This is a genomic window from Candidatus Pelagibacter sp. HIMB1485 (genome assembly GCF_052048055.1).
Taxonomy (GTDB): Bacteria; Pseudomonadota; Alphaproteobacteria; order Pelagibacterales; family Pelagibacteraceae; genus Pelagibacter.
Window position 1 is genome coordinate 119,746 of record NZ_JBNAIN010000002.1, and the last position, 21,980, is coordinate 141,725.

Consider the following 21,980-nt stretch of genomic DNA (forward strand, 5'->3'; position numbering starts at 1 on the left):
ACCTGAGGCTCAAAAAAATCAAGTGTTTTCTAAATATAAATAGGATTTAGCTTCTTTCTTGTTAAAAATAATAGAGCTAAAGACGAGAATATATAAATCGCAGAAACAACGGCAATTTTTTCAATTGAAAAACCAATGTCGATCAAAACACCAAATAAAGCGGTTCCAAATGCTGTAGAAAATACCATTAATGCAGTAGTTAAAGCTTTAATTGATCCAATATGTTTCACTCCATAAATTTCAGCCCAAGTAGCTGAACCTAACACATTGGCAAATCCATTTGATATTCCAATCAACCCAAGAAACACAAATGCTGTGACAGATGAATCAAATAAAATAATTACAAAAGTAGAGATCAACAATGGGATATTCATATAAATTAATAGTTTTCTACTACTAAATTTATCTATTAATGGACCTGCTAATAATAATGTTGAAACAGTGAATATAGAATAAGACATAAATGATTGTGCGATAGTAAATTCACCCCAACCTTTAGAGCTTGTGACAAAAGATTGGTAAACAAAAACTCCTGTTGCAATCCATGGCATAGCAAGCATGTTTGAACTAACAATATAAAATCTATAATCTTTTAATACTTCAAGTCTTGTCCACTGCTTAATACTTTTATCTTCTTTCTTTTGGTTATTGTCAACTTCTCTTGAATCCAAACTTAAGTTTTTAATTAATAAATAAGAAGCAATTGGTAAAAATAAAATTACAATAATTGAAATTGTTAACCAAATATTTTGCCAAGTATATAAAGTTAATAAATAAACAATTAAAACAGGTAAAATAAATTCACCACAAGATAATCCAAACCAACCTGCGCTAAGAGCTTTACCTCTTGATTTAGTAAAGTATCTTGAAATTGTTGTGCTTGCTGTGTGAGACATCATTCCTTGACCTGAAAATCTCATTAAAAATATTGCAGCAAATAAAAATGGTATTGAATATATTTTAGAAAAGAAAAAACATGAAAAGGCTAAAAGCGGAATTACGAATAAAGAAAACTTAAATACATTTACATCATCAATTTTTTTTCCTAACCATATAAAAAGTATACTACTAAATAATGTTGCTGAAGCATAAATTGAGCCAAATTGTCCATGGGTAATCGATAAAGTATCTCTTATACTTGAATTAAAAAGTCCAAGAAAAAAACTCTGTCCAAAACTAGAAAAAAATGTAAAAATAAATCCAAATACAATTACTTTTAAACTTAAACTTTTAAACATAGAAAAAAATTATGACTTGTAATGTTGCTTTCATAGGTCTTGGGGTTATGGGCTACCCAATGGCTGGTTATATATCAAAAGCCGGACACAATGTAACTGTTTTTAATAGAACAAAATCTAAAGCTGAAAAATGGATTGGTGAATACAAAGGTAAAATGGCTAATACTCCTGCTAAGGCAGCAGAAGGTGCAGATTTTATTTTTACATGTGTGGGTAACGATAATGATTTAAGAGAAGTAGCTACAGGAGAAAATGGATTATTTAACACAGCAAAAGCTGGATCAATATTTATTGATAACTCAACTGTATCAGCAGAAGTATCCAGAGAATTATATAAGGCTGCAAAAGAAAAAGGTTTTGATTTTTTAGATGCACCTATATCTGGAGGTCAATCTGGTGCTGAAGGTGGAATACTTACTGTTATGGTTGGTGGTGATGAAGAAGTTTTTAAAAAAGCAGAACCAGTAATTGATTGTTACAGTAAAAAAGTAAAATTAATTGGATCTTGTGGAAGTGGACAGCTTACTAAAATGATGAACCAGATGTGTATAGCTGGAGCAGTTCAAGGTTTATCAGAAGCAATTAACTTTGGAATAAATGCAGGTTTAGACATGGACAAAGTAATGGAAACTATATCTAAAGGTGCAGCACAGTCCTGGCAGATGGAAAATAGATATCGAACTATGACTGATGATAAGTTTGATTATGGATTTGCTATTGATTGGATGAGAAAAGATTTAAAAATTGCAATTGAAGAAGCAAAAAGAAATGGTTCGCCTGTACCAATTACAGAAATCATAGATGGTTACTATGCTGAAGTCCAAGAAATGGGTGGTAATCGTTGGGATAGCTCTGCACTTATTGCTAGATTAAAAAAGAAAAAATAATTTGTGACTGATACTGTTCCTTATTATGAGGACTTTGTAGAGATCAAAAAGAAAATTTGGTCTATGTTAAATAGAGCTGTCAAAGACAGAAGTTCGCCTTTTAGAATACCTGTGTTTATATGTGGTAGCCAATCTGATTTAGATGGTAGAATTGTAGTTCTTCGAAAATCAGATCAATCTAATAATTTAGTTCAGTATCATAGTGATATTCGCTCAGATAAAATTGAAAAATTAAAATCAAACAAAAATGCAGCAATGTTATTTTATGATAAAGATGAAAAAATTCAGGTTAGACTGAAAGTAGAGTGTACTATTAATCATAATAACGAAGTAACTAAAGAATCTTGGTCAAAAACCCAGCACATATCTAGAAAATGTTATTTAGTTGATAATGGACCAGGAACTGAGTCTGATACTCCTACATCTGGACTGAAACCTGAACTTGATAATTTTGATTACACTAAAGAACAAAGTGAAGAAGGTTATAAAAACTTTACGGTTATTCAGTGCAAAATAAAATCAATAGAATGGTTATATTTAGCCGCTAAAGGTCATCGAAGAGCAAAATTTGATTTAGAAAATAATAAAGATACCTGGCTAGTACCTTAAATTCCTTTCACAATTATATTGCTTCCTTCAGAGTTTTGAAGACGTATGTCTTTAACTGGCTTATATTCATCAGAGTGATACCATTCTAAAGCTTTTTCATATGATGGAAATTTAATGATTACTAATCTTGGAAAATTATCTTCACCCTCTACTACTTGGTATTCACCATTTCTAACTAGATATTCTCCACCAAATTTTTTTACAACCTCTGTAACTTTAGCTACATATTCTTTATAGTTTTCTGAATTTGTTACTTTTAATTGAGCTATAACGTAACCTGCTGACATAATTATCTCCTTTTTTTAATTGTTCTACTCATTATTCCAAAGCCAAGCTGCCCCTCTCACTCCACTTGAATCCCCATGTAAATTTTTTAACACTTTAGTTTCTACTTTATTTGAAAAAGTGTACTTGGGTATCAAAGTTGGAATATTTTTATAAAACCGATCAATATTTGACATTCCTCCACCAAGAATTATTGCATCAGGATCAAAAATTCCTATCATTACAGCCATTAATCTTGCCATTCTATCTTCATACAAACCCAATTCTAAATTAGCTCTTGGATCCTTTTCTAAATCAAGTTTAACAATTTCTTCTGAAGTAAAATTAGTATCATATTTTTGATTGAACCTATCTTTAAAACCAATACCAGACATAAATTGTTCTGCGCACAAAGCTCTGCCACAGTTATTTGAAGGACAGCTTATTTTTATTTCTTGTTCCTCTTTAGTTGGATAAGGCAATGGTTGATGTCCCCAATCCCCTGCAATTTGATTTGATCCCTCAATTATTGATTTATTGTAAGATAATCCACCCCCAAAACCTGTGCCAATAATTATTCCAAAGATAGATTTATAATCTTTTCCAGCTCCATCTACAGCTTCAGACAATGTAAAACAATTTGCATCATTCATTAATCTTACTTCTCTATTTAAAGCTAATTCTAAATCTTTTTTATAAGGTTTGTCATTTAACCAAAGAGAATTTGCATTAGTAATTATTCCAGTTTGTCTCGAGGAAAATCCAGGTATTCCAATACCAACAGAACATACTTCTTCACTAATTTTATCAAATTCATCTACAAGTTTTTTTACAGTTTCAATTCCTGATAAATAATTTCTTTCATATGAATATCTTTTTCTTTCCAGCTGTTTGCCATCATGATCTAAAAGAATACCTTCAATTTTAGTACCTCCATAATCAATCCCTATTTTAAATTTACTCTTCATAAATTTAACTTTTAAAAAATAGATTTAGAATATTTCTTCCAGTTATTTTGATAGTGTTTGGTATTTTGCTCTACTGCTTTTTTTTCTTCCTCGGTAACTTCTCTTACAATTTTTCCAGGTGATCCCACTACTAAAGAATTATCCGGTATAACTTTATTTTCAGTTATTAAAGCTTTTGCTCCAATAATGCAGTTTTTTCCTATATTTGCTTTATTTAAAATTACTGCACCAATCCCAATTAAACTATTATCTCCAATGGTACATCCATGAAGCATTACTAAATGACCTACAGTAACATTTTTTCCTACTTTTAATGGGCAGCCAGGATCTGTGTGTAAAACACTACCATCCTGAATATTAGATCCCTCACCTATATGAATATTTTCTATATCGCCTCTTAAAACAGCATTAAACCAAATGCTTGTATTTTTCTCCAATGTAACATCTCCAATTATGGTTGCATTAGGAGCTACCCAATTTTCGCCAGAGTTTTTTGGTTTTTTATCTTTTAAATCATAAAACATAATTTATATATTCTTACAGTATGCCAATACAAACTCCAATATGTGATTTTGGTCAAAAAGCTATTCCATTTGAATTAAAATCAACAGATAATAAAATTCTTTCATTAGAGGATATCAAAGGAGAAAATGGAACTTTGATAATGTTTATTTGCAATCATTGTCCATATGTAAAAGCAGTTACAAAAGAAATAGTTGAAGATTGTAATGAATTAAAAAAAATTGGAATAAATTCAGTTGCAATCTGTGCAAATGATGCAGAAAATTATCCTGAAGACTCTTTTGAAAATATGATTAAATTTTCAAAAGATAATAATTTTAATTTTCCTTACTTAAACGACGAAACGCAAAATATTGCAAAAGCATATGATGCTGTATGTACGCCAGATTTTTTTGGATATAACAAAAATTTAGAACTTCAATATCGAGGAAGATTAAGAGAGTTAAGAAATCTTATACCTTTAAAAGAAGGTGAAAGTGATTTGTTAAAAGCTATGAAACAAATTGCTAATACAGGTGAAGGTCCTAAAGACCAAATTCCTAGTGCTGGCTGCAGCATAAAGTGGAAAACTAATTAATGTATTTAATTGTTACTAGATCTTTTCCTCCTGAACTAGGTGGAATGCAAAGCTTGATGTGGGGTTTATCAAGAGAGTTATCTAAAAACTTTATGATAAAAGTGTTTGCAGATTATATTGATAATCATAAAGATTTTGATGAACAAGCTTCGTTTTCAATTGAAAGAGTTGGTGGAATAAAACTTCTTAGAAAATATAGAAAAGCTCAATTAATTAATGAATTTATCAAAGAGAATAAGGTTGAAGGAATAATAGGAGATCATTGGAAAAGTTTAGAATTAATTAAAACTTCTAAAAAAAAATACTGTCTTATTCATAGCAAAGAGATCAATCATCCTAAAGGATCAAGTCAAAATAAAAGAGTTTTGAATGTTCTTAACAATGTAGAAAAAGTTATTGCTAACTCACAATATACCAAAAACCTTGCTATTGAATGTGGGGTTAATGAAAATAAAATTATTGTAATTAATCCTGGTGTTGATCCAGCTCAAGAATTAAACAAAAAATCATTGGAAAAAGTTGAAAGCTTACTAAAAGTTAAAACGCCAAGATTAATTACTGTTTCAAGATTTGATAAAAGAAAAAATCATGAAAAAGTAGTTATGGCTCTTAGAAATCTAAAACAAATTTACCCAGATATTGTCTACATTTGTATTGGATACGGTGATGAAGAAGAGAATATCAAAAAATTAGTAAAAGAATTAAATTTAGATGAACAAGTAATGTTTTTTAAAGACATAAGTGATGATTTAAAAAATGCACTAATCGCTAAATCAAATTTATTTGTAATGCCTTCTATAATTCATAAAAAATCTGTTGAAGGGTTTGGAATTGCATATGTTGAAGCAGCACAGTACGGTGTACCATCTATAGGTGGTAAAGATGGAGGTGCGGCAGATGCAATAAATCATGAAAATACTGGTTTAATATGTGATGGAAATAATCTTGATGATATTTATTCTTCAATTAATTCAATGTTAGAAAATAAAAAATATTTAGAACATGGAAAAAATGCAAAAGAATTTGCGAATAAATTTCAATGGTCAAAAATAATTGAAGAATACAAAAAAATATTAAATTGATTTCGAATAATAAATTAGCAATTTTTTTAATTATAATCTCAGTTTTTTGTGGAACATTAATGTTAACTTTTTTAAAATTAGCACAAGAGGAAGTTAATGTTTATATAGCAGGTTTTTTTAGATTTTTATTTGGTTTTCTGATTATTTTTCCTTATATGTTAAAAACTAAATTTGCAGTTTTTAAATCAAATCATCATAAAAAACATTTTCTTAGAGCAGTTTTAAACTTGCCTTCAATGCTTTTATATTTTTCAGCTTTAACAATGATGCCAATTGAAAAAGCTACTGCAATATCTTTTGTTGTTCCTTTTATAGTAACTATTTTGGCTGTTTTGTTTCTTGGAGAAAAAATTTATATCTACAGAAGTTTTGCACTGATTTTAGGATTTATAGGTATGCTGGTAATTTTAAGACCAGGTATTATTGACATCTCTATTGGAGTGTATATGGCGCTGGCATCATCTTTTATGTGGTCAATTGTGATCATAATTACAAAGACTATAACAAAAGACGATAGTTCGATTACAATTTTATCTTATGGATACTGTTATATGACTATTTTTAGTTTCCTTATTGCATTGTTTTATTGGCAAACACCTAGTCTACAAACTTTGGTTTATTTATTTTTTGCAGGTCTATCTGGTACATTGTTGCATCTTTGTATTAATCACGCTTATAAATTAGTTGATGTAAGCATGACACAACCCTATTCTTTTCTAAGTTTAGTATTTGCATCTCTAATTGGTTACTTTGTATTTAGCGAAATCCCTGATCTCTTCACTTGGATTGGTGCTAGTATTATATTTTTAGGAGTTTTCATTATGTCTTATCGTGAAATGAAGCTTAATAAAGAAATAATTAGAAAACGAATAGATATTAAATCTTAATTTTTCTTCTTAAAAGTTTTGTAAATATGCCAAACTACAATTAAAATTGTAGTAGCAAGGATACACGCAGTTAATGTTCTGTCCCACAAAAATTCCCACGAACCATTACTTAATAATAAAGATCGTCTCAAGTTTTCTTCCATCAATCCACCAAGTACAAAAGCTAATATCAAAGGTGGCATAGGGAAATCATATAATCTTAAAAAAGTTGCTACTACTGCAATCCCAATCATTAAATAAATATCAAAATTATTAAATGACATGACGTAAATGCCAGTAACAGAAAAAAATAAAATTAAAGGAATTAAATAATTTTTAGGTACAGCAAGAATTCTAGCTATATAAGGTATGAGTGGTAAGTTTAATATAAGAAGAATTACCATTCCAATATACATAGACATAATTATCGACCAAAAAATCTCTGGATTAGTCATATAAAGTCTAGGACCAGGCTGAACACCAAAACCTAAAAGAGCCCCAAGCATTACTGCTGTAGTTCCACTCCCAGGAATCCCTAAAGTAAGCATTGGCACAAAAGAACCAGAGCAAGCAGCATTGTTTGCAGTTTCTGGTGCTGATAAACCATTTACACTTCCCTTACCAAATTTTTCTTTTTCCTGATCACTAACTACATTTCTTTCCATTCCATAAGCTAAAAAAGAAGCAATTGTTGCGCCAGCTCCAGGTAAAACACCAATTAAAAAACCAATTACTGATGATCTTGGAATTGTTTTATACATTTTAGTTCGTTCTTCTTTATTAATCTTAATTGAGCCTAATTCAGTTAATGAAACTTGTTTAGCAGCAGTTGTTGGATCATTTCTCTTTAAAATAATTGTTAAAGCTTCACTCATTGCAAAAGTAGCCATCACAACTAGTACAAAGCTAATACCATCAGTTAAGTTCATATTGTTAAATGTATATCTTGTAATATCAGACAAACTGTCTTGACCAACTGAAGCTAACATTAAACCTAGAACAACCATCATCATTGCTTTTAAAAATTGTCCCTTAGATGAAAAAGCTGCAATGGCCGTTAAACCTAAAATCATCAAAGCAAAATAATCAGGTGATCTAAAAGATAAACTCACTTTAGATAAACTTGGTGCCATAAATAATAAGTAAATTGCAGATAGTGTTCCACCTGCAAATGAACTCCAAGCAGCAATTGCTAAAGCTTTTCCAGCTTTACCTTGTTGTGCCATTGGATAACCATCAAATGAAGTTGCAACTGTTCCTGGAACACCAGGGGCATTTAATAATATTGAAGAAGTTGAACCTCCAAACACTGCTCCATAATAAACTCCAGCCATCAATATTAATCCAGTTGCAGGTTCAAAACCATATGTAATAGGTATCATTAAGGCTATTGCCGTCATTGGACCAAGACCAGGAAGCATTCCAATGATTGTTCCAAAAAAACAACCAACCATTACCATTAATATGTTTTGAAGTGTAAGTGCTGTTGTTAATCCAATTAGTATTCCTTCAATCATCCCATTACTCCAATTAATTGTAAAAATGGATCTCTTAAATAAATATCAAGAATACCATGAAGCAAATACATAAAGGCAGCAACAAATGGAAAGGATAATAAAAACATTAAAATCCACCTTCGTTCTCCTAAAAAATAATATGAAGCAAATAAAAATAATGAAGTGGTTAAAAAATAACCAACTTTTAAAATTGTAGCTCCGTAAATAATTGCAATTAATATAAGTATACCAGTTTTTTTATACTCTAAATTTTTATGCTCTACTTTAATCGTATTTGGGTCTGGTAAAATAAGTTTTAATCCAGAAAAAAATAATCCTGCATAACCTAAATAAATTGGAAATGTTCTAGCATTAAATGGAGCATTTTCATCAAACGTGAAAACTTGAATTTGATAAGCTAAATATAAATAGAATGCAGAAAAAACAAAAAAGAGCAGTGATATAATTTTTGTAGTATTTATATTCACTGCTCTAATTTTAATTTCTAACCAAAGGTTAGATTACTCCTAGTTTTTTCATAAGAGCTGTCATTTCTTCAGTTTGTTTTTCTAAGAAAGAAACAAACTTACCTTCAGGGTTATAAATATTAACCCATGCATTTCTTGCTCTCACTGTTTCCCATTCAGGAGTTTTTTGTACATCGCCAAGCATTTTTGCAATTGCTGCTTTATCAGCATTGCTCATACCTGGAGGGCCAAAGAAACCTCTCCAGTTAACGAATTGTACATCGTAACCCTGTTCTTTAAGAGTTGGTGCATCTGGTGCATCAGAAACTCTTGAAGGAGCAGTAATACCAATAATTGTTACTTGATCTCTTGCACCCATCAATTCACCTAAACCAGTTGAAATGATTTGAGTTTCTCCAGATAAAAGTCCTGCTAAAGCTTTTCCACCAGCATCATAAGGAATGTATGCAACAGCATTTGGATCTGCACCTGCAGCTTGGAATGCTAAAGCACCAATTAAATGGTCCATACTTCCTCTTACTGATCCACCAGCCATTTTAATTGAGCTTGGATCTTTTTTGTATGCATCAACTACATCTTTAAAGTTTTTGTAAGGTGAGTTTTTTGCAACTGCAATAGCACCGTAGTCACCAATAACACCAGCAATCGGCACAACATCTTTATAAGATAAAGTTCCACTACCTTTTACGTAACCTTCGTGTCTAGTAATTGATCTTAATACTAATGGTGTAGATTGAACTAAAACTGTATTAGCAGGTTTAGTATTAATCATGTAAGCAAGTGCTTTACCACCACCACCACCTGACATATTTTCAAATGATGCACTTTTTAACATACCAGCTTTTGTTAAAGCTTCTCCAGTACCTCTAGCAGTTCCATCCCAACCACCACCAGCACCACCACCGATTACAAAGTGCAATTTATCAATTGCTACTGAGCTAGTAGTTGTTGCTGAGAATAATAGGATTGCTGAGAATAATACTGAAAATAGTTTTTTTATGTTTTTCATTATTTTCCCTCTCTATTTAATTTAATTGGATTTAATTTATTTTAATGACCGTTGTCTAAATAAATAAATACTATTGTTCTATTGAATAGAACAATATATTCTAATTAATAGAACATTATGAAAACTGACAAAAAAACTATTGGAGTAGATGCTGTAAATAAGGCTTTAGAAATACTAAATTGTTTTACCGAAAAAAATGAAGCTTTAACTATAACAAAGATCGCTAATATTACAGGAGATCATAAAAGTAGAATTTCAAGAATATCAAAATCACTTGAGAATTTTGGATACATTAGAAAAATAAAAAGTGGTGAATTTAAAATTGGTCATACAATCCCAAGATTATTTGAAATTTATGAAAGTAGTTTTAATTTAAAAAATTCTATTAAAGCTGAATTAGATTTCATATCATCCAAAACAAAAGAGACAGCAAGTTTTTTTGTTAGACAAAATGATGTAAGAGTATGTATCCAATCAAGTTCACCTAACAAATCAATAAGACACCAAGAAGTAATTGGAGGCAAAAAACCTATTAACAAAGGTTCAAGTGGTCATGTTTTGTCGGCTTATAATAATTTAGAAATTAAAGATAAAAATGACGTGTTAAAAAATGGATATGCTATGACTTTTGGAGAAAGAGATTCTGAAATGGCATCTATATCAGTTCCAATATTTAGAAAAAAAAATCAAATTCTTGGTGCATTAACTGTTGCTGGTCATATTTCTAATTTTAATAAAAAAAACTGTATTAACTTTCTAAATGTTCTTAGGTCATCTAGAGTAAAAATTGAAAAGAATTTAATTCAAACTAGATAATGCTAAAACAGATTAATCAAATTTTCACAGTTAAATTTATTTCTGTTTTAATTATTGCTTTTCCTAGTGCAATATTTGCAGAATATTTAAATATACCTCTAGCATGGTTTTTAGGGCCAATGATAATCACTTCAATTGCTGCATTGTCAGGACTAAAAATCATTATGCCTAAAATTGTGTTAAGTTTTATCTTGATAATTTTAGGTTTGCATATTGGAAATTACATCGATCAAAATCTATTTAATCAAATGTTTGATTGGATTTGGACTTCACTAATTATGCTAATCTACATAATAATTTGTATTTTAGTTGTTGCTAAATACCTCCAAAAATTTGCTAGTTATGGAGAAAAAGCTTCCATTTTTTCGGCAGCTCCTGGTGCCCTGGGTCCTTTAATGATTTTAGCTGAAAATGAAAAAACGGATTTATCTCAAGTTGCAACCTCTCACTTAATTAGATTGATAATTATTATAACCGTCATTCCATTTATTATAGTTAATAATACTGACAACAATGTTTTGTTAAATGATAACTTCAATTATTTAGCTCAAAATCATTTAAATTTAATTTTACTTATTGTTGTATCTTTATTTTTTATTTTTGTTTTTGATAAAATTAGAATTCCTGCTGCTTTACTATCTGGAACATTATTTGCGAGTGGTTTATTACAAATTACAGATATAGCCTCATATAAATTACCAGATGAAACGGTAAATTTTTGTCTGCTAATTCTTGGCTCTTCTGTCGGATGTAGGTTTGCTGAAAAAACTGTTAAAGAGATAGCCAATAATTCTCTTCATAGTATTGTTGCTACCACTATTTTGGTAGTATTAGGTTTGATTGCAGCCTATCTTGCGACATTCTTTGTTGATACAAATATTTTAACTTTAATATTATCTTTTAGTCCTGGAGGAATTTATGAAGTGGCAGTTATAGCAATTGCTTTTGATTTAGACCCAGACTTTGTTGCTTTTCACCATATAATAAGATTGCTTTTTATACTTTTCACAGTTCCAATATTTTTAAGAGTTTTAGAAAAAATTAAGAAATAATTTCAGAAAGTCTTTCAAAAACTTTTTCTGCTGAGAGTTTTGATAATTCAGGGGCTTGTATCGCTTTAAAGTTATCTCTTTCAATACTGACTTTAAAAGGAGTTGTATGTGAACCAAATAAAGCAACACCCTTTGATCCTAAGTGTGCGGTTATATGAGCGGGTCCAGTATCATTAGCAACGACAAACGAACTATCTTTAATCAATCCAGATAATTGCGAAATATTTAAAGCTTTACCATTATCTAAAACACATAAAGCATTTATATTTTTTGCATCTTTAATTTCATCTGGTCCAGGTGCAGTAACAACTTTAAATTTATTTTCAAATTTTTCATTTATTAAAGAGATTAGGTCGTTGTAGTAAGGCCATTTCTTTGAAGTTAAATGAGGTGAGCAAAAAGGAAAAAGTATTATGTATTTAACTAATTCATAATTATTTTTTATTTCTGAAATATCAACTGTACTCCATGAAAAGTCTGGTTTCATTGTATGATTGGTATTAATTCCTGAAGATTTTAACTGATGATCAAATCTTGAAAGAACAGAATCTTTATCAAAATCTTTTTTAGTTGTTCCTTCTGGTAGAGTTGTTTCTGTTGAACACCAGATGGTTTTGTCAGCCTTAGGAAATAATATATTTTTGTAAAATGATGTTCTGCTAGAATTTTGAAGATCATAAACTTTTGAGAAATTATGTTTTTTAATCTCTCTCATTAGTAAATATAAATAAATTAAGTTAATCTTTGACAATCTCTTATCTAGAATAACATTTGAAATATGTGGGTTTTTTTTAAATAGTTCAAAATAAGGTTTGGTTGTTAATAAATGAATTTGATCTTCTTTATGATTTTCAGAAATATCTTGAATTGCCCCACATGCTTGAGCTATATCGCCTAAAGATCCATGTTTAATAATTAAAATATTAGACATAATTCTAACAACTTAACATAGTATAAAGTTTTATGAATAAAATTATAGTCGAGGTTTCTGTTGGAGAGCTTTTAGACAAGATTTCAATATTAGAAATCAAACAAGGTAAAATAAAAGACCCAGAAAAATTAAATTTCATAAATAACGAACACTCTATTCTTAAAAATCAGTTAGAAAAAAATGTTAAGTCTGATGAGAAGCTTGAAAAATTATTTCAAGACTTAAAAGATATAAATGCCAAACTTTGGGTTATTGAAGATGATAAAAGAGATTGTGAAAAAAATAAAGATTTTGGAGAAAAATTTATAAAACTTTCTAGAGATGTTCATTTTTTAAATGATGATCGTGCAAAAATAAAACTAGAAATGAATAACCATACTGGTTCTGCTATTAAAGAAATTAAAGAGTATACTAGTTACTAAAAACTTTTGGAAACCAATCCTCCCTCATTTGATCTCCTGATTTTAAATTAATTCCATCAAATGGTGGTGATGTTGGACCACCTCTTTCAGTAAAAGTAACATCATCACCTATAAATCTCATAGAGAATGCTCTACGGGATTGAGAACTTTGATTTCCTGTGGAACCATGAACAGTTTTAAAATTAAACAAAACTGCATCACCTAATTTTAGGTCTGGAACTAATATATTTTCCTCAAATTCTTCTTTTTTTGGAAGACTCATAAATGAACTATCATCTTCATACCAAGGTTGATCGTTAGACCATTTAGTAGGTCTTAAAAGTTTTTGCCATTTATGTGATCCTAAAATTAATTTAAGGTTATTTTCTTTATTTACTTCATCTAATGGTATCCAAAAACTTCCTGTATCATCTCCATCAACACAATAATATGGCATGTCTTGATGCCAAGGTGTTTCTTTATTTGTACCTGGATCTTTAATAAAAAGATGATCATGAAAAATCTTTATAGATTTTGAATTTGTAGCCTCAGCAACTATTTGAGCTGCAGGAGAATTAAACATACAATTTTTGAATTCTTTTATTCTTTCCCAATTGCAATAATCTTCAAAAAATCTTCCCTCATTCACACTCACATTTTCCCTTCCATGTTTACTAGGGTTGTCTAAAACTTTTTGAAAACCATTTCTTAATGGTTCAATCCAATCTTGAAATGCACCTTTAATTATTATTGCACCAAGATTTTGATAATCATCAATCTGTTTTTGAGAAAGATACATTTTATTGTTGGAAGCTATATTTTTTTTCTAAATACTTAATCACATTATGAATAACAAAAGTCATAAATAAATATATTCCACCAGCTACAATAAATACTTCAATAGGTTTAAATGTTGTTGATATGATGTATTTTGCAACACCAGTTAAGTCCATTAGTGTTACGGTGCTTGCTAATGAAGTACCTTTCATCATTAAAATAATTTCATTTCCATATGCAGGAAGTGATTGTCTAATAGCAATAGGTATTTGAATTTTATAAAATATAATTTTATTTGAAATACCTAGACTTTTTCCAGCTTCAATAATTCCTGGTTTTATAGTTTGAAATGCAGATCTTAAAATCTCTGAGGTATAAGCACCTGTATTTAATGTAAAAGCAATAATTGCACACCAATAAGGTTCTTTTAAAACAACCCATAAAACTGTTGATCTTAAATATTCAATTTGTCCTAAACCAAAGTAAATAATAAAAATTTGAACTAATAACGGAGTGCCCCTGAAAACATATGAGTATCCATAAGCAAATTTGTTAATAAATATATTTTTGTTTAATCTTAAAATTGCAAAAAATAGTCCAAGGAATAATCCAAAAAATAAAGAAGCTGATAAAAGTTTTAAAGTAATAACAGTTGCTCCTAAAAGTTTTGGAAAACTAGTGATCATTAAATCAAAATCCATTAATAACCCCTACTATATTTTGCTTCTAATTTATTAATTAACTTCATACTTATGTAAGTGAGCAATAAATATAAAACTGCTGCAAAAGAATAAAAAAATAATGGATCTCTTGTAGACCCTGCAGCAATGTAAGACTGTCTCATGATTTCAACCAAACCAGTTACTGATATTAAAGAGGTGTCCTTTAAAGTAATTTGCCAAACATTACTTAAATTTGGAATCGCAAGTCTTAACATTTGAGGAAGAATAATTTTATAAAATTTACCAAACTTGTTTATTCCTAAAACTTTTGCAGCTTCGAATTGCCCTTTATCTATTGATTGAATAGCTCCTCTAAAAACTTCTGTTGAGTAAGCTCCTGAAATTATACCAATAGCAACTGCGCCAGTGATAAATGCATTAATCTCTATATATTCGTAATAACCAAATATTGATGCAACATACATGATTGCACCACTCCCACCAAAAAATAATAAATATATTACTAATAGTTCTGGTACACCTCTAATTACTGTGGTGTAAAAATTACCTACAAAGTTTAGTGTTTTATACTTTGAAAGTTTAAGCGGAGTAAAAATTAAAGCAAAAAGAAACCCAACAAACATTGCTGTAACAGATACAGCAACTGTCATTAAGGTTGCGTAAAATAACTCATCACCCCAACCTGTTTTTCCAAATGCAAGAAGTTCCATATAGATTGGCGACTATATATTATAGTCGCCAAATCCAAAATTAATTACATAGAAGCGTCGAAACCAAAATGTTTAATTGCAAGTTTGCTAATAATTCCTTGTTTTCTAGCTTTGTTAATTGCTTTATTGAAATCTTTTAAGATTTTAGCGTCTCTTTTTCCAATAGCACTATCACTAGCTTGTCTGATTCCAACACCAACTCCATTTCCAAATGCTCCACCTGAAAAAGTTGGTCCAACTAAAACAACTGGCTTACCAGATTTATCTGCATAATCTGTAAATGCTACAGCCGCAGCAAGTGCAACATCACATCTTCCAGAAGTTAAATCTAAGTTTACCTCGTCTTGAGTTTTGTAAGTTCTAACATTCACACTCCCAACATCACCAGACTCTAAAAAGTTTTGGTGAATTGTACCTGTTTGAGTACAGACTGTTTTTCCAGCAAGAGCTCCTGTTAAAGTTTTTAGAGCTTTTTTAACATCTGACCCACCTAAAGATAAGTTGATACCCTCTGGTGTATCCATGCCTTCTAAGCTTGAACCTTTCATTACAGCAAGAGATGCAACTTCATCAGCATAACCTTGTGAGAAAGTGATAGTTTTCTTTCTTTCATCAGTGATTGACATACCGGCCATGATTGCATCGAATTTTCTCATTACTAACGCAGGTATCATTCCATCCCAATCTTGCTCAACGATTGTACACTCATATTTCATAATTTTGCAAAGCTCTTGGGCTAGCTCAACCTCAAATCCAATTAAATTGCCAGAAGCATCTTTTGAATTCCATGGAGGATAAGCACCTTCAGTTCCAATTTTAATTTTCTCAGCAGAAACATTTCCGATGATCAAAAAAGAAGCTAGAACTGTTAAAATAGTTTTTTTGAATATATTCATATTTTCTCCTTTAATTGGAATAATTATTTCACAATTTTTAGAAAGAAAAAAGAAAAATTAATGATTTATTGATGACGAAAAATTCCAAGCACAATCAAAACTTGGTATGTAAACTCTAGATAATTTAGCATTACCAAAATTTTGATTAAATACATTTAACCAGTTATCAACTTGCTTAGGTTTTTTATCTTGGCTACCAACTTGAGCTGTAATTACTCCTTTTGGTTTTAATATTCTAACCAAAGAATCCATATTTTTTGCAGCTAAGTCGATGCAAAACTGGTCATCATTTAGATCTACAAAAATATGATCGTAAGTATCATCAGCTACTGATTTAATGCTTTCAAATGCATCTCCCCATACACATTTAACTGAATTTTTTTCTGTAGCTTTTTTTCCAATATCACCAAGATGTTTATTACAAACATCTACAACTTCTGGATCTAACTCATACCAATCGATAAAATTAAAATTTTTAGAAATACATTCTCTTGCAACTCCACCATCACCTCCTCCGATTATAGCTACCCTTTCATTATCTTTGTTTAGATTTAAACCTGAACCAACAAATGTAGAGCTGTATAAGTGTTCATCTGTTGCAGCAACTTGGATTTCACCATCTATAAATAATGATTTTCCAAACTGCTCAAGATCTAAAATTTCAATATGTTGACCAACTTTAGATTTAAAATCTTCTAAAACATCATTTACAACATAAGATTTTTGCAAACCTGGAGAGCTATAAATGTCATGATATAGTGATTTTGTGTCTCTATTAAATTCTTTTTTAACAATTCTTGTATGTTCAAATTCTTTTTTAATTATATCAATTGCAACTGATGGACTTACTTTTCCACAAGTAAAAAAATCAAAACTAATAATTCCTTTTTCAGGAAATGTATGAAAGCTAATATGACTTTCTGCTAAAAGAGCCAATATTGTGAAACCTTGAGGCTCAAATTTATATTTTGAAATATTTAGTATTGTTACTTTTGCAGCTTTTGCAATTTCATGAATTATTTTTTCATAAACAGAGGGTTCGTACTCTTTTGTGGTTCCAATGATGTCTAAAGTTATGTGCTCTCCAACTTTGGTCATTAGCTATCCTTTTTATAATTTTTAGCTTTGGATAAAACTTTATTCATTTCTGCAATAGAAAGAATTCGCGGCTTACCCAATTTCAGGCTCGTTATATACTGAAGCGATATATTTTCAACCTCTTCAGCTAACTCAAAAGCTTTTGGTAAATTATCTTCAAATGCAATCTGACCGTGATTTGCAATTAAGCAAGCTTTTCTACCTTTTAAAGCTCTTAAAACATTTTTGGATAACTCTCTTGTTCCAAAGGTTGCATATTTTGCACATTTAATGTCATGGCCACCAGCCATTGCAACCATGTAATGAAAAGAAGGGATTCCTTTATTATGAGTAGATACAGCAGTTGCATTTGTTGAGTGAGCGTGAACAATTGCTTTAGCATCTTTTTTATTTTTATAAATATCTTGATGAAATTTCCATTCTGAAGATGGAATACCTTTTTTCTTGTCAAACTTACCATCTAATGAAACGAAAACTATATCTTTACTTTTTAAAGTTGAGTATTTTTTTCCAGAAGGGGTAATTAGGAAACCATTTTTATACCTTACTGAAATATTTCCAGATCTTAAAGCTGATAATTTTTTTGTATTCAACATTTTTGAATATCGAATAATTTCAGAAATTAAATTTTTCATTTAAATAAGTTTTTTAGTCCATTGGTGGAAGCTTCGCATACTCCTCTCTCAGTAATAAATCCACTTACATATTTTGCAGGAGTTACATCAAAAGCTAAATTCATTGCTTTACTTTTTTGTGGGTATATCAAAACTTTCTTAACTTGATTGTTTTCATCAATACCCTCAACATGAGACAATTCCTCAAAATTTCTTTCTTCAATAGGAATGTCTTTTGCATCTTTAATATTCCAATCAATTGTTGAACTTGGAAGTGCAACATAAAAAGGAACTTTATTATCATGTGCAGCTAAAGCTTTTAGATAAGTTCCAATTTTATTACATACATCTCCATTTGATAAAGTTCTATCTGTTCCAACAATACACATATCAACTTCCCCTCTCTGCATTAAGATACCTCCAGTATTATCAGCAATAATTGTATTTGGAATTTCTTCTTCGTTTAGCTCATATGAAGTTAAATTTGCACCTTGATTTCTTGGTCTTGTTTCATCTACCCAGACATGAACTGGAATTCCTTTTTTATGAGCGTGATAAATAGGTGAAGTCGCTGTTCCCCAGTTAATAGTTGCTAACCAACCTGCATTACAATGAGTTAAAATATTTACTGTACTTTTTTTCTTATTGTAAATTTCTTCAATTATTTTAAATCCATTAATACCTATATTCTCACAAAACTTTTCATCTTCATCACAAATATCTTTAGCTTCTTTTAAAGCTATATCTAAAATTTGATCACTATTGATGCCAGATAACTTTTTCATCATACGATCAACTGCCCATTTTAAATTTATAGCAGTAGGTCTTGATTTAATTAATTCTTCTGAACATTTGTTTATAAATTCTTGAGAGTTGTCCTCATGAATAGCTAAAACTATTCCGTAGGCAGCTGTTGCCCCAATTAAGGGAGCACCTCTAACTTCCATAACTTTGATTGCATTTATTGCATCTTTAACTGATTTAAGACCTTTTATTATAAATTGATGTGGAAGTTTTGTTTGATCAATTATTTTTACTATTTTATCCTCGTACCATATTGTTCGGTATTCTTTTCCTTTAATTATCATTTACTTAAAACTCTACCCGCAACCGTTTTTAACTTATCTATTGTTTTTTGGGTTCGTTTTTCCGGAGCAGTAATAATAGCTACATCTAAGCAATTATTGGTTGGATCATTTGGATCTATATGGTTCTCAAAATTATCAATTAAATTTTTTATCATAACTTTTGCTTTTTCAGCATTTCCTAATAAAACTTTAATCACTTGTTGAACATCAACATTTTCATGATCTGGATGCCAACAATCAAAATCTGTTACCATTGAAACTGATGCATATCTAATTTCAGCTTCTCTTGCGAGTTTTGCTTCAGGCATATTGGTCATGCCTATTACATCGGCTTTCCAAGATCTATATAAATTAGACTCTGCTAATGTTGAAAATTGAGGTCCTTCCATAACAACATAAGTTCCATTTCTTTGATATTCTATATTGGATTTTTTAATCGCATCTTCACAAGCATTCATTAGTCCATTCGATGTAGGATGTGCCATCGATACATGAGCAACGATTTCATCATCAAAAAAAGTTTTTACTCGTGCAAAAGTTCTATCAACAAACTGATCAACAATAACAAATTTTCCAGGTGGTAAATCTTCTTTCAAAGATCCTACAGCTGAGACTGAAACAATATCAGTAACACCTAGTTGTTTAAGTGCATCAATGTTTGCTCTAAAATTTATATTCGATGGAGAAACAAAATGCCCTCTTCCATGTCTAGGTAAAAAATAAACTTCTTTATTATTGTAATTTGTCTTTAATATTTGATCAGATGGTTTACCCCAAGGCGTATTGATTTCTAATAATTCTCTTTTTGTAAATTCTTCAACATCATAAAGTCCACTTCCACCAATTATTCCCAATTTATTTGTTGTCATAATTTAAAATATATTTATTTATAAATAAGTATTATGAATTTAAAAGATCATATTAGATCGATTCCCGATTATCCTAAAAAAGGCATTCTATTTAGAGATATAACTACCTTAATTAAGAATGAGGAAGCTTTTGCTGAAAGTATTAATCAAATTATTGAAAGATCTAAAAAATATAAAATTGACAAAATTGCTGCAATAGAATCTAGAGGTTTTGTATTTGCCTCTGCGGTTTCTTATATTCTTAAAAAACCTTTCATAATGTTAAGAAAAAAAAATAAATTACCAGCTGAAGTGCATTCAGTAGATTTTGAATTGGAGTATGGAACTGCAACTATTGAAGTTCATAAAGATTCTATTCAAAAAGATGAATCTGTTTTGATAATAGACGATTTAATTGCAACTGGAGGTACCGCTGAAGCTGCTGCTAAATTAGTAGAAATGTGCGATGCTAAAGTAAGTGCATTTGTTTTTGTCATTAATCTATTTGATTTAGGAGGGTCTAATAATTTAATAAAGAAAAATTACAAAGTAGAAAATTTAATTGATTTTCCAGGTCATTAAAAAAATTAATTTAATCTAATAATTAATTAATTTAAAAAACAACTAAAATGATTAACAACTTAAAAATTAATCAACTTTTTACAGAGGCATTTGAATTTTATAATGAACAAAAATTAGAACAGTCTAAAAGTAAATATGAAGAAATTATTGAATTAGACCCTTTAAATTTACAAAGTCACAATAACTTAGGATTGATACATAAACAAATTGGAAATTTTGATGAAGCAATAAAGTTATTTAATAGAGCAATTAAAATAGATGCATCATATCAAAATGCATACAATAATCTCGGTATAGTTTTCCTAGAAAAAGGTAATTTCTATAATGCAATTGATAATTTTAAAAAGCTAATAAGTATCAACTCACATCAATTTGCAGCTTATTGTAATTTAGGTTTATGTTATGAAAAAATAAATGAAGCAGAAAAAGCTATTCATGCATACAATATGGTACCTAGTGAAGACAAAAATTATTTAAACGCTCAATATAATTTGGGGCTTTTATATTTTAAAATTAAACAATATAAAAAAGCAATTAAAATTTTTAAGAATATTAATTTTAAAAAAAGTCAAAGCTATCTTTTAAAAAGCTTATATGAGTTAAATGATAAAGAAAAATTATCAAAAAAACTTGATATTGAAATAAAGAATAAAAATATTAATGCCTTAAATGGTTCTATTATATATTTATCAAAAAATAAATTTGGTATTAGAAAAAAAAATTTATTTTGTGAAAATCCATTAGATTTTATTCAAGTAATTGACTTAAATGAAATATGTGATTTTAAAGATTTGTTTGTAAAAACGAGTAAGAATATTATTGAAAGCGATGAATTTAAAATTAATCCACAACCTTTATTAATTAATGGTGTTCAGAGTGCAAATAATATTTTTTTTAACAAAAATAATAATATTCCAAAAATAAAAAAAGTAATCGATACTGAAATTCAAAATTACTATAAGAAATTTTTAAGAAGCGAGGAAGGTTTTTTGAAAAATTGGCCTAGAAATTATTATATAGATGGATGGTTAATTAAAATGAAGAGTGGTGGCAATATAAAACCTCATATTCATGAGCATGGGTGGTTAAGTGGAAGTATTTATATAAATGTTCCAAAAAAAATGGATTTAAATAGTGGAAATCTAGTTGTGTCTCTTGATGATAAAAAGAAAGAAGATTTAGAAAATTCTCAGAATTCAAATTTTAAAATTATTAATTTAAAAACTGGTACTTTATGTCTTTTTCCCGCATCTTTATTTCATTACACAATACCTTTCAAATCTGACGAAGATAGAATCGTTCTCGCTTTTGATGTGATTGCGAATTGATATAGTTTTTGGAATGGTAGCGGGAAGTGGGATCGAACCACTGACCTCGGGCTTATGAGTCCCGCGCTCTAACCAACTGAGCTACCCCGCCATAAAAAATCTTACTTTTATTATAAATCAATAATTTTTCAATAAACTTTTAATCTAAAC

Annotated in this window: 26 protein-coding genes and 1 tRNA gene; 10 read left to right on the plus strand and 17 right to left on the minus strand. The window is 29.6% G+C overall.

Going from position 1 to position 21,980, the window contains the following annotated elements; genetic code table 11:
* Window positions 1-29 precede the first annotated feature (29 nt).
* The gene (locus ACTTA4_RS03130; RefSeq protein ID WP_440633487.1) at window positions 30-1,238 is read right to left on the minus strand and encodes an MFS transporter; all 1,209 of its coding nucleotides are present in this window, start codon (window positions 1,236-1,238) and stop codon (window positions 30-32) included.
* Window positions 1,239-1,249: 11 nt separating this feature from the next.
* On the opposite strand from ACTTA4_RS03130, the gene ACTTA4_RS03135 reads away from it, so the two are divergent.
* Together ACTTA4_RS03135 and ACTTA4_RS03140 are read left to right on the plus strand one after the other, a co-directional pair.
* Entirely contained in the window at window positions 1,250-2,125 is an 876-nt protein-coding gene (locus ACTTA4_RS03135; RefSeq protein ID WP_440633488.1) for an NAD(P)-dependent oxidoreductase, read from the plus strand.
* Between the two features lie 3 nt (window positions 2,126-2,128).
* Window positions 2,129-2,734, plus strand: a complete 606-nt coding sequence (locus ACTTA4_RS03140) for a flavin-binding protein (RefSeq protein ID WP_440633489.1) — start codon at window positions 2,129-2,131, stop codon at window positions 2,732-2,734.
* Here ACTTA4_RS03140 and ACTTA4_RS03145 read toward each other — a convergent pair.
* From ACTTA4_RS03145 to ACTTA4_RS03155, 3 genes are read right to left on the minus strand one after another with little or no spacing between them, the layout of a single operon-like run.
* On the minus strand, window positions 2,731-3,021 hold the full coding sequence (locus ACTTA4_RS03145; RefSeq protein WP_440633490.1) for a DUF1330 domain-containing protein: 291 nt from the start codon (window positions 3,019-3,021) through the stop codon (window positions 2,731-2,733). The genes ACTTA4_RS03140 and ACTTA4_RS03145 overlap by 4 nt on opposite strands.
* A 24-nt stretch (window positions 3,022-3,045) precedes the next feature.
* Window positions 3,046-3,966 carry an ROK family protein gene (locus ACTTA4_RS03150; protein ID WP_440633491.1) on the minus strand — a complete coding sequence of 307 codons (921 nt, stop codon included), beginning with the start codon at window positions 3,964-3,966 and terminating at the stop codon, window positions 3,046-3,048.
* 11 nt (window positions 3,967-3,977) lie between these two features.
* On the minus strand, window positions 3,978-4,490 hold the full coding sequence (locus ACTTA4_RS03155; protein WP_440633492.1) for a gamma carbonic anhydrase family protein: 513 nt from the start codon (window positions 4,488-4,490) through the stop codon (window positions 3,978-3,980).
* Between the two features lie 20 nt (window positions 4,491-4,510).
* Between ACTTA4_RS03155 and ACTTA4_RS03160 the strand changes: the two genes are divergently transcribed.
* Genes ACTTA4_RS03160 through ACTTA4_RS03170 form a run of 3 tightly spaced genes read left to right on the plus strand, consistent with a single transcriptional unit; the run spans window position 4,511 to window position 7,034 of the window.
* Complete coding sequence (locus tag ACTTA4_RS03160; RefSeq protein ID WP_440633493.1) at window positions 4,511-5,065, plus strand: thioredoxin family protein; 555 nt, start codon at window positions 4,511-4,513, stop codon at window positions 5,063-5,065.
* Window positions 5,065-6,147, plus strand: coding sequence for a glycosyltransferase family 4 protein (locus ACTTA4_RS03165; RefSeq protein WP_440633494.1), 1,083 nt, complete (start codon window positions 5,065-5,067; stop codon window positions 6,145-6,147). Before ACTTA4_RS03160 ends, ACTTA4_RS03165 begins: the two co-directional genes overlap by 1 nt.
* Complete coding sequence (locus tag ACTTA4_RS03170; protein ID WP_440633495.1) at window positions 6,144-7,034, plus strand: DMT family transporter; 891 nt, start codon at window positions 6,144-6,146, stop codon at window positions 7,032-7,034. The genes ACTTA4_RS03165 and ACTTA4_RS03170 overlap by 4 nt, the downstream gene beginning before the upstream one ends.
* On the opposite strand, the gene ACTTA4_RS03175 is transcribed toward ACTTA4_RS03170, so the two are convergent.
* From ACTTA4_RS03175 to ACTTA4_RS03185, 3 genes are read right to left on the minus strand one after another with little or no spacing between them, the layout of a single operon-like run.
* Window positions 7,031-8,530 carry a tripartite tricarboxylate transporter permease gene (locus ACTTA4_RS03175; RefSeq protein WP_440633496.1) on the minus strand — a complete coding sequence of 500 codons (1,500 nt, stop codon included), beginning with the start codon at window positions 8,528-8,530 and terminating at the stop codon, window positions 7,031-7,033. The genes ACTTA4_RS03170 and ACTTA4_RS03175 overlap by 4 nt on opposite strands.
* A complete protein-coding gene (locus ACTTA4_RS03180) occupies window positions 8,527-8,997 on the minus strand; it encodes a tripartite tricarboxylate transporter TctB family protein (protein WP_440618295.1) in 471 nt (156 codons plus the stop codon). Before ACTTA4_RS03180 ends, ACTTA4_RS03175 begins: the two co-directional genes overlap by 4 nt.
* A 28-nt stretch (window positions 8,998-9,025) precedes the next feature.
* Window positions 9,026-10,006: a tripartite tricarboxylate transporter substrate binding protein gene (locus tag ACTTA4_RS03185; protein ID WP_440633497.1), complete on the minus strand. Its 981-nt coding sequence runs from the start codon at window positions 10,004-10,006 to the stop codon at window positions 9,026-9,028.
* A 117-nt stretch (window positions 10,007-10,123) separates the two neighbouring features.
* Here ACTTA4_RS03185 and ACTTA4_RS03190 point away from each other — a divergent pair, with 117 nt between their 5' ends.
* On the plus strand, window positions 10,124-10,822 hold the full coding sequence (locus ACTTA4_RS03190; RefSeq protein WP_440633498.1) for an IclR family transcriptional regulator: 699 nt from the start codon (window positions 10,124-10,126) through the stop codon (window positions 10,820-10,822).
* Window positions 10,822-11,874 (plus strand): AbrB family transcriptional regulator, encoded by a 1,053-nt coding sequence (locus ACTTA4_RS03195; RefSeq protein ID WP_440633499.1) that lies wholly within the window; start codon window positions 10,822-10,824, stop codon window positions 11,872-11,874. Before ACTTA4_RS03190 ends, ACTTA4_RS03195 begins: the two co-directional genes overlap by 1 nt.
* Here the strand turns inward: ACTTA4_RS03195 and ACTTA4_RS03200 are convergent.
* Entirely contained in the window at window positions 11,864-12,805 is a 942-nt protein-coding gene (locus ACTTA4_RS03200; RefSeq protein ID WP_440633500.1) for a glycosyltransferase family 9 protein, read from the minus strand. The genes ACTTA4_RS03195 and ACTTA4_RS03200 overlap by 11 nt on opposite strands.
* Window positions 12,806-12,837: 32 nt before the next feature.
* Between ACTTA4_RS03200 and ACTTA4_RS03205 the strand changes: the two genes are divergently transcribed.
* Window positions 12,838-13,227 (plus strand): DUF6165 family protein, encoded by a 390-nt coding sequence (locus ACTTA4_RS03205; protein ID WP_440633501.1) that lies wholly within the window; start codon window positions 12,838-12,840, stop codon window positions 13,225-13,227.
* On the opposite strand, the gene ACTTA4_RS03210 is transcribed toward ACTTA4_RS03205, so the two are convergent.
* Genes ACTTA4_RS03210 through ACTTA4_RS03245 form a run of 8 tightly spaced genes read right to left on the minus strand, consistent with a single transcriptional unit; the run spans window position 13,217 to window position 19,941 of the window.
* Complete coding sequence (locus ACTTA4_RS03210; protein WP_440633502.1) at window positions 13,217-14,005, minus strand: phytanoyl-CoA dioxygenase family protein; 789 nt, start codon at window positions 14,003-14,005, stop codon at window positions 13,217-13,219. The genes ACTTA4_RS03205 and ACTTA4_RS03210 overlap by 11 nt on opposite strands.
* A gap of 1 nt (window position 14,006) precedes the next feature.
* Entirely contained in the window at window positions 14,007-14,684 is a 678-nt protein-coding gene (locus tag ACTTA4_RS03215) for an ABC transporter permease (RefSeq protein ID WP_440633503.1), read from the minus strand.
* Window positions 14,684-15,376, minus strand: a complete 693-nt coding sequence (locus tag ACTTA4_RS03220) for an ABC transporter permease (RefSeq protein ID WP_440633504.1) — start codon at window positions 15,374-15,376, stop codon at window positions 14,684-14,686. The genes ACTTA4_RS03215 and ACTTA4_RS03220 overlap by 1 nt, the downstream gene beginning before the upstream one ends.
* Before the next feature lie 44 nt (window positions 15,377-15,420).
* A complete protein-coding gene (locus tag ACTTA4_RS03225; protein WP_440633505.1) occupies window positions 15,421-16,272 on the minus strand; it encodes a transporter substrate-binding domain-containing protein in 852 nt (283 codons plus the stop codon).
* Window positions 16,273-16,329: 57 nt separating this feature from the next.
* Window positions 16,330-17,370: an adenosylmethionine decarboxylase gene (speD, locus tag ACTTA4_RS03230; RefSeq protein ID WP_440633506.1), complete on the minus strand. Its 1,041-nt coding sequence runs from the start codon at window positions 17,368-17,370 to the stop codon at window positions 16,330-16,332.
* Window positions 17,370-18,005, minus strand: coding sequence for a class II aldolase/adducin family protein (locus ACTTA4_RS03235; protein ID WP_440633507.1), 636 nt, complete (start codon window positions 18,003-18,005; stop codon window positions 17,370-17,372). Before ACTTA4_RS03235 ends, speD begins: the two co-directional genes overlap by 1 nt.
* Entirely contained in the window at window positions 18,002-19,072 is a 1,071-nt protein-coding gene (mtnA, locus tag ACTTA4_RS03240; protein ID WP_440633508.1) for an S-methyl-5-thioribose-1-phosphate isomerase, read from the minus strand. Before mtnA ends, ACTTA4_RS03235 begins: the two co-directional genes overlap by 4 nt.
* Window positions 19,069-19,941, minus strand: coding sequence for an S-methyl-5'-thioadenosine phosphorylase (locus ACTTA4_RS03245; protein ID WP_440633509.1), 873 nt, complete (start codon window positions 19,939-19,941; stop codon window positions 19,069-19,071). Before ACTTA4_RS03245 ends, mtnA begins: the two co-directional genes overlap by 4 nt.
* Before the next feature lie 33 nt (window positions 19,942-19,974).
* Here ACTTA4_RS03245 and ACTTA4_RS03250 point away from each other — a divergent pair, with 33 nt between their 5' ends.
* Together ACTTA4_RS03250 and ACTTA4_RS03255 are read left to right on the plus strand one after the other, a co-directional pair.
* Window positions 19,975-20,502, plus strand: a complete 528-nt coding sequence (locus tag ACTTA4_RS03250) for an adenine phosphoribosyltransferase (protein WP_440633510.1) — start codon at window positions 19,975-19,977, stop codon at window positions 20,500-20,502.
* Window positions 20,503-20,549: 47 nt separating this feature from the next.
* On the plus strand, window positions 20,550-21,830 hold the full coding sequence (locus ACTTA4_RS03255) for a tetratricopeptide repeat protein (protein WP_440633511.1): 1,281 nt from the start codon (window positions 20,550-20,552) through the stop codon (window positions 21,828-21,830).
* A 14-nt stretch (window positions 21,831-21,844) separates the two neighbouring features.
* Here ACTTA4_RS03255 and ACTTA4_RS03260 read toward each other — a convergent pair.
* Window positions 21,845-21,921, minus strand: a tRNA-Met gene (locus tag ACTTA4_RS03260).
* Window positions 21,922-21,980 lie beyond the last annotated feature (59 nt).

Coding starts and splice junctions, on each gene's coding strand:
- ACTTA4_RS03130 (WP_440633487.1), bottom strand. CDS start 1,238: ATGTTTAAAAGTTTAAGTTTAAAAGTAATTGTATTTGGATTTATTTTT.
- ACTTA4_RS03135 (WP_440633488.1), top strand. CDS start 1,250: ATGACTTGTAATGTTGCTTTCATAGGTCTTGGGGTTATGGGCTACCCA.
- ACTTA4_RS03145 (WP_440633490.1), bottom strand. CDS start 3,021: ATGTCAGCAGGTTACGTTATAGCTCAATTAAAAGTAACAAATTCAGAA.
- ACTTA4_RS03150 (WP_440633491.1), bottom strand. CDS start 3,966: ATGAAGAGTAAATTTAAAATAGGGATTGATTATGGAGGTACTAAAATT.
- ACTTA4_RS03155 (WP_440633492.1), bottom strand. CDS start 4,490: ATGTTTTATGATTTAAAAGATAAAAAACCAAAAAACTCTGGCGAAAAT.
- ACTTA4_RS03160 (WP_440633493.1), top strand. CDS start 4,511: ATGCCAATACAAACTCCAATATGTGATTTTGGTCAAAAAGCTATTCCA.
- ACTTA4_RS03165 (WP_440633494.1), top strand. CDS start 5,065: ATGTATTTAATTGTTACTAGATCTTTTCCTCCTGAACTAGGTGGAATG.
- ACTTA4_RS03175 (WP_440633496.1), bottom strand. CDS start 8,530: ATGATTGAAGGAATACTAATTGGATTAACAACAGCACTTACACTTCAA.
- ACTTA4_RS03185 (WP_440633497.1), bottom strand. CDS start 10,006: ATGAAAAACATAAAAAAACTATTTTCAGTATTATTCTCAGCAATCCTA.
- ACTTA4_RS03190 (WP_440633498.1), top strand. CDS start 10,124: ATGAAAACTGACAAAAAAACTATTGGAGTAGATGCTGTAAATAAGGCT.
- ACTTA4_RS03195 (WP_440633499.1), top strand. CDS start 10,822: ATGCTAAAACAGATTAATCAAATTTTCACAGTTAAATTTATTTCTGTT.
- ACTTA4_RS03200 (WP_440633500.1), bottom strand. CDS start 12,805: ATGTCTAATATTTTAATTATTAAACATGGATCTTTAGGCGATATAGCT.
- ACTTA4_RS03205 (WP_440633501.1), top strand. CDS start 12,838: ATGAATAAAATTATAGTCGAGGTTTCTGTTGGAGAGCTTTTAGACAAG.
- ACTTA4_RS03210 (WP_440633502.1), bottom strand. CDS start 14,005: ATGTATCTTTCTCAAAAACAGATTGATGATTATCAAAATCTTGGTGCA.
- ACTTA4_RS03215 (WP_440633503.1), bottom strand. CDS start 14,684: ATGGATTTTGATTTAATGATCACTAGTTTTCCAAAACTTTTAGGAGCA.
- ACTTA4_RS03220 (WP_440633504.1), bottom strand. CDS start 15,376: ATGGAACTTCTTGCATTTGGAAAAACAGGTTGGGGTGATGAGTTATTT.
- ACTTA4_RS03225 (WP_440633505.1), bottom strand. CDS start 16,272: ATGAATATATTCAAAAAAACTATTTTAACAGTTCTAGCTTCTTTTTTG.
- speD (WP_440633506.1), bottom strand. CDS start 17,370: ATGACCAAAGTTGGAGAGCACATAACTTTAGACATCATTGGAACCACA.
- ACTTA4_RS03235 (WP_440633507.1), bottom strand. CDS start 18,005: ATGAAAAATTTAATTTCTGAAATTATTCGATATTCAAAAATGTTGAAT.
- mtnA (WP_440633508.1), bottom strand. CDS start 19,072: ATGATAATTAAAGGAAAAGAATACCGAACAATATGGTACGAGGATAAA.
- ACTTA4_RS03245 (WP_440633509.1), bottom strand. CDS start 19,941: ATGACAACAAATAAATTGGGAATAATTGGTGGAAGTGGACTTTATGAT.
- ACTTA4_RS03250 (WP_440633510.1), top strand. CDS start 19,975: ATGAATTTAAAAGATCATATTAGATCGATTCCCGATTATCCTAAAAAA.
- ACTTA4_RS03255 (WP_440633511.1), top strand. CDS start 20,550: ATGATTAACAACTTAAAAATTAATCAACTTTTTACAGAGGCATTTGAA.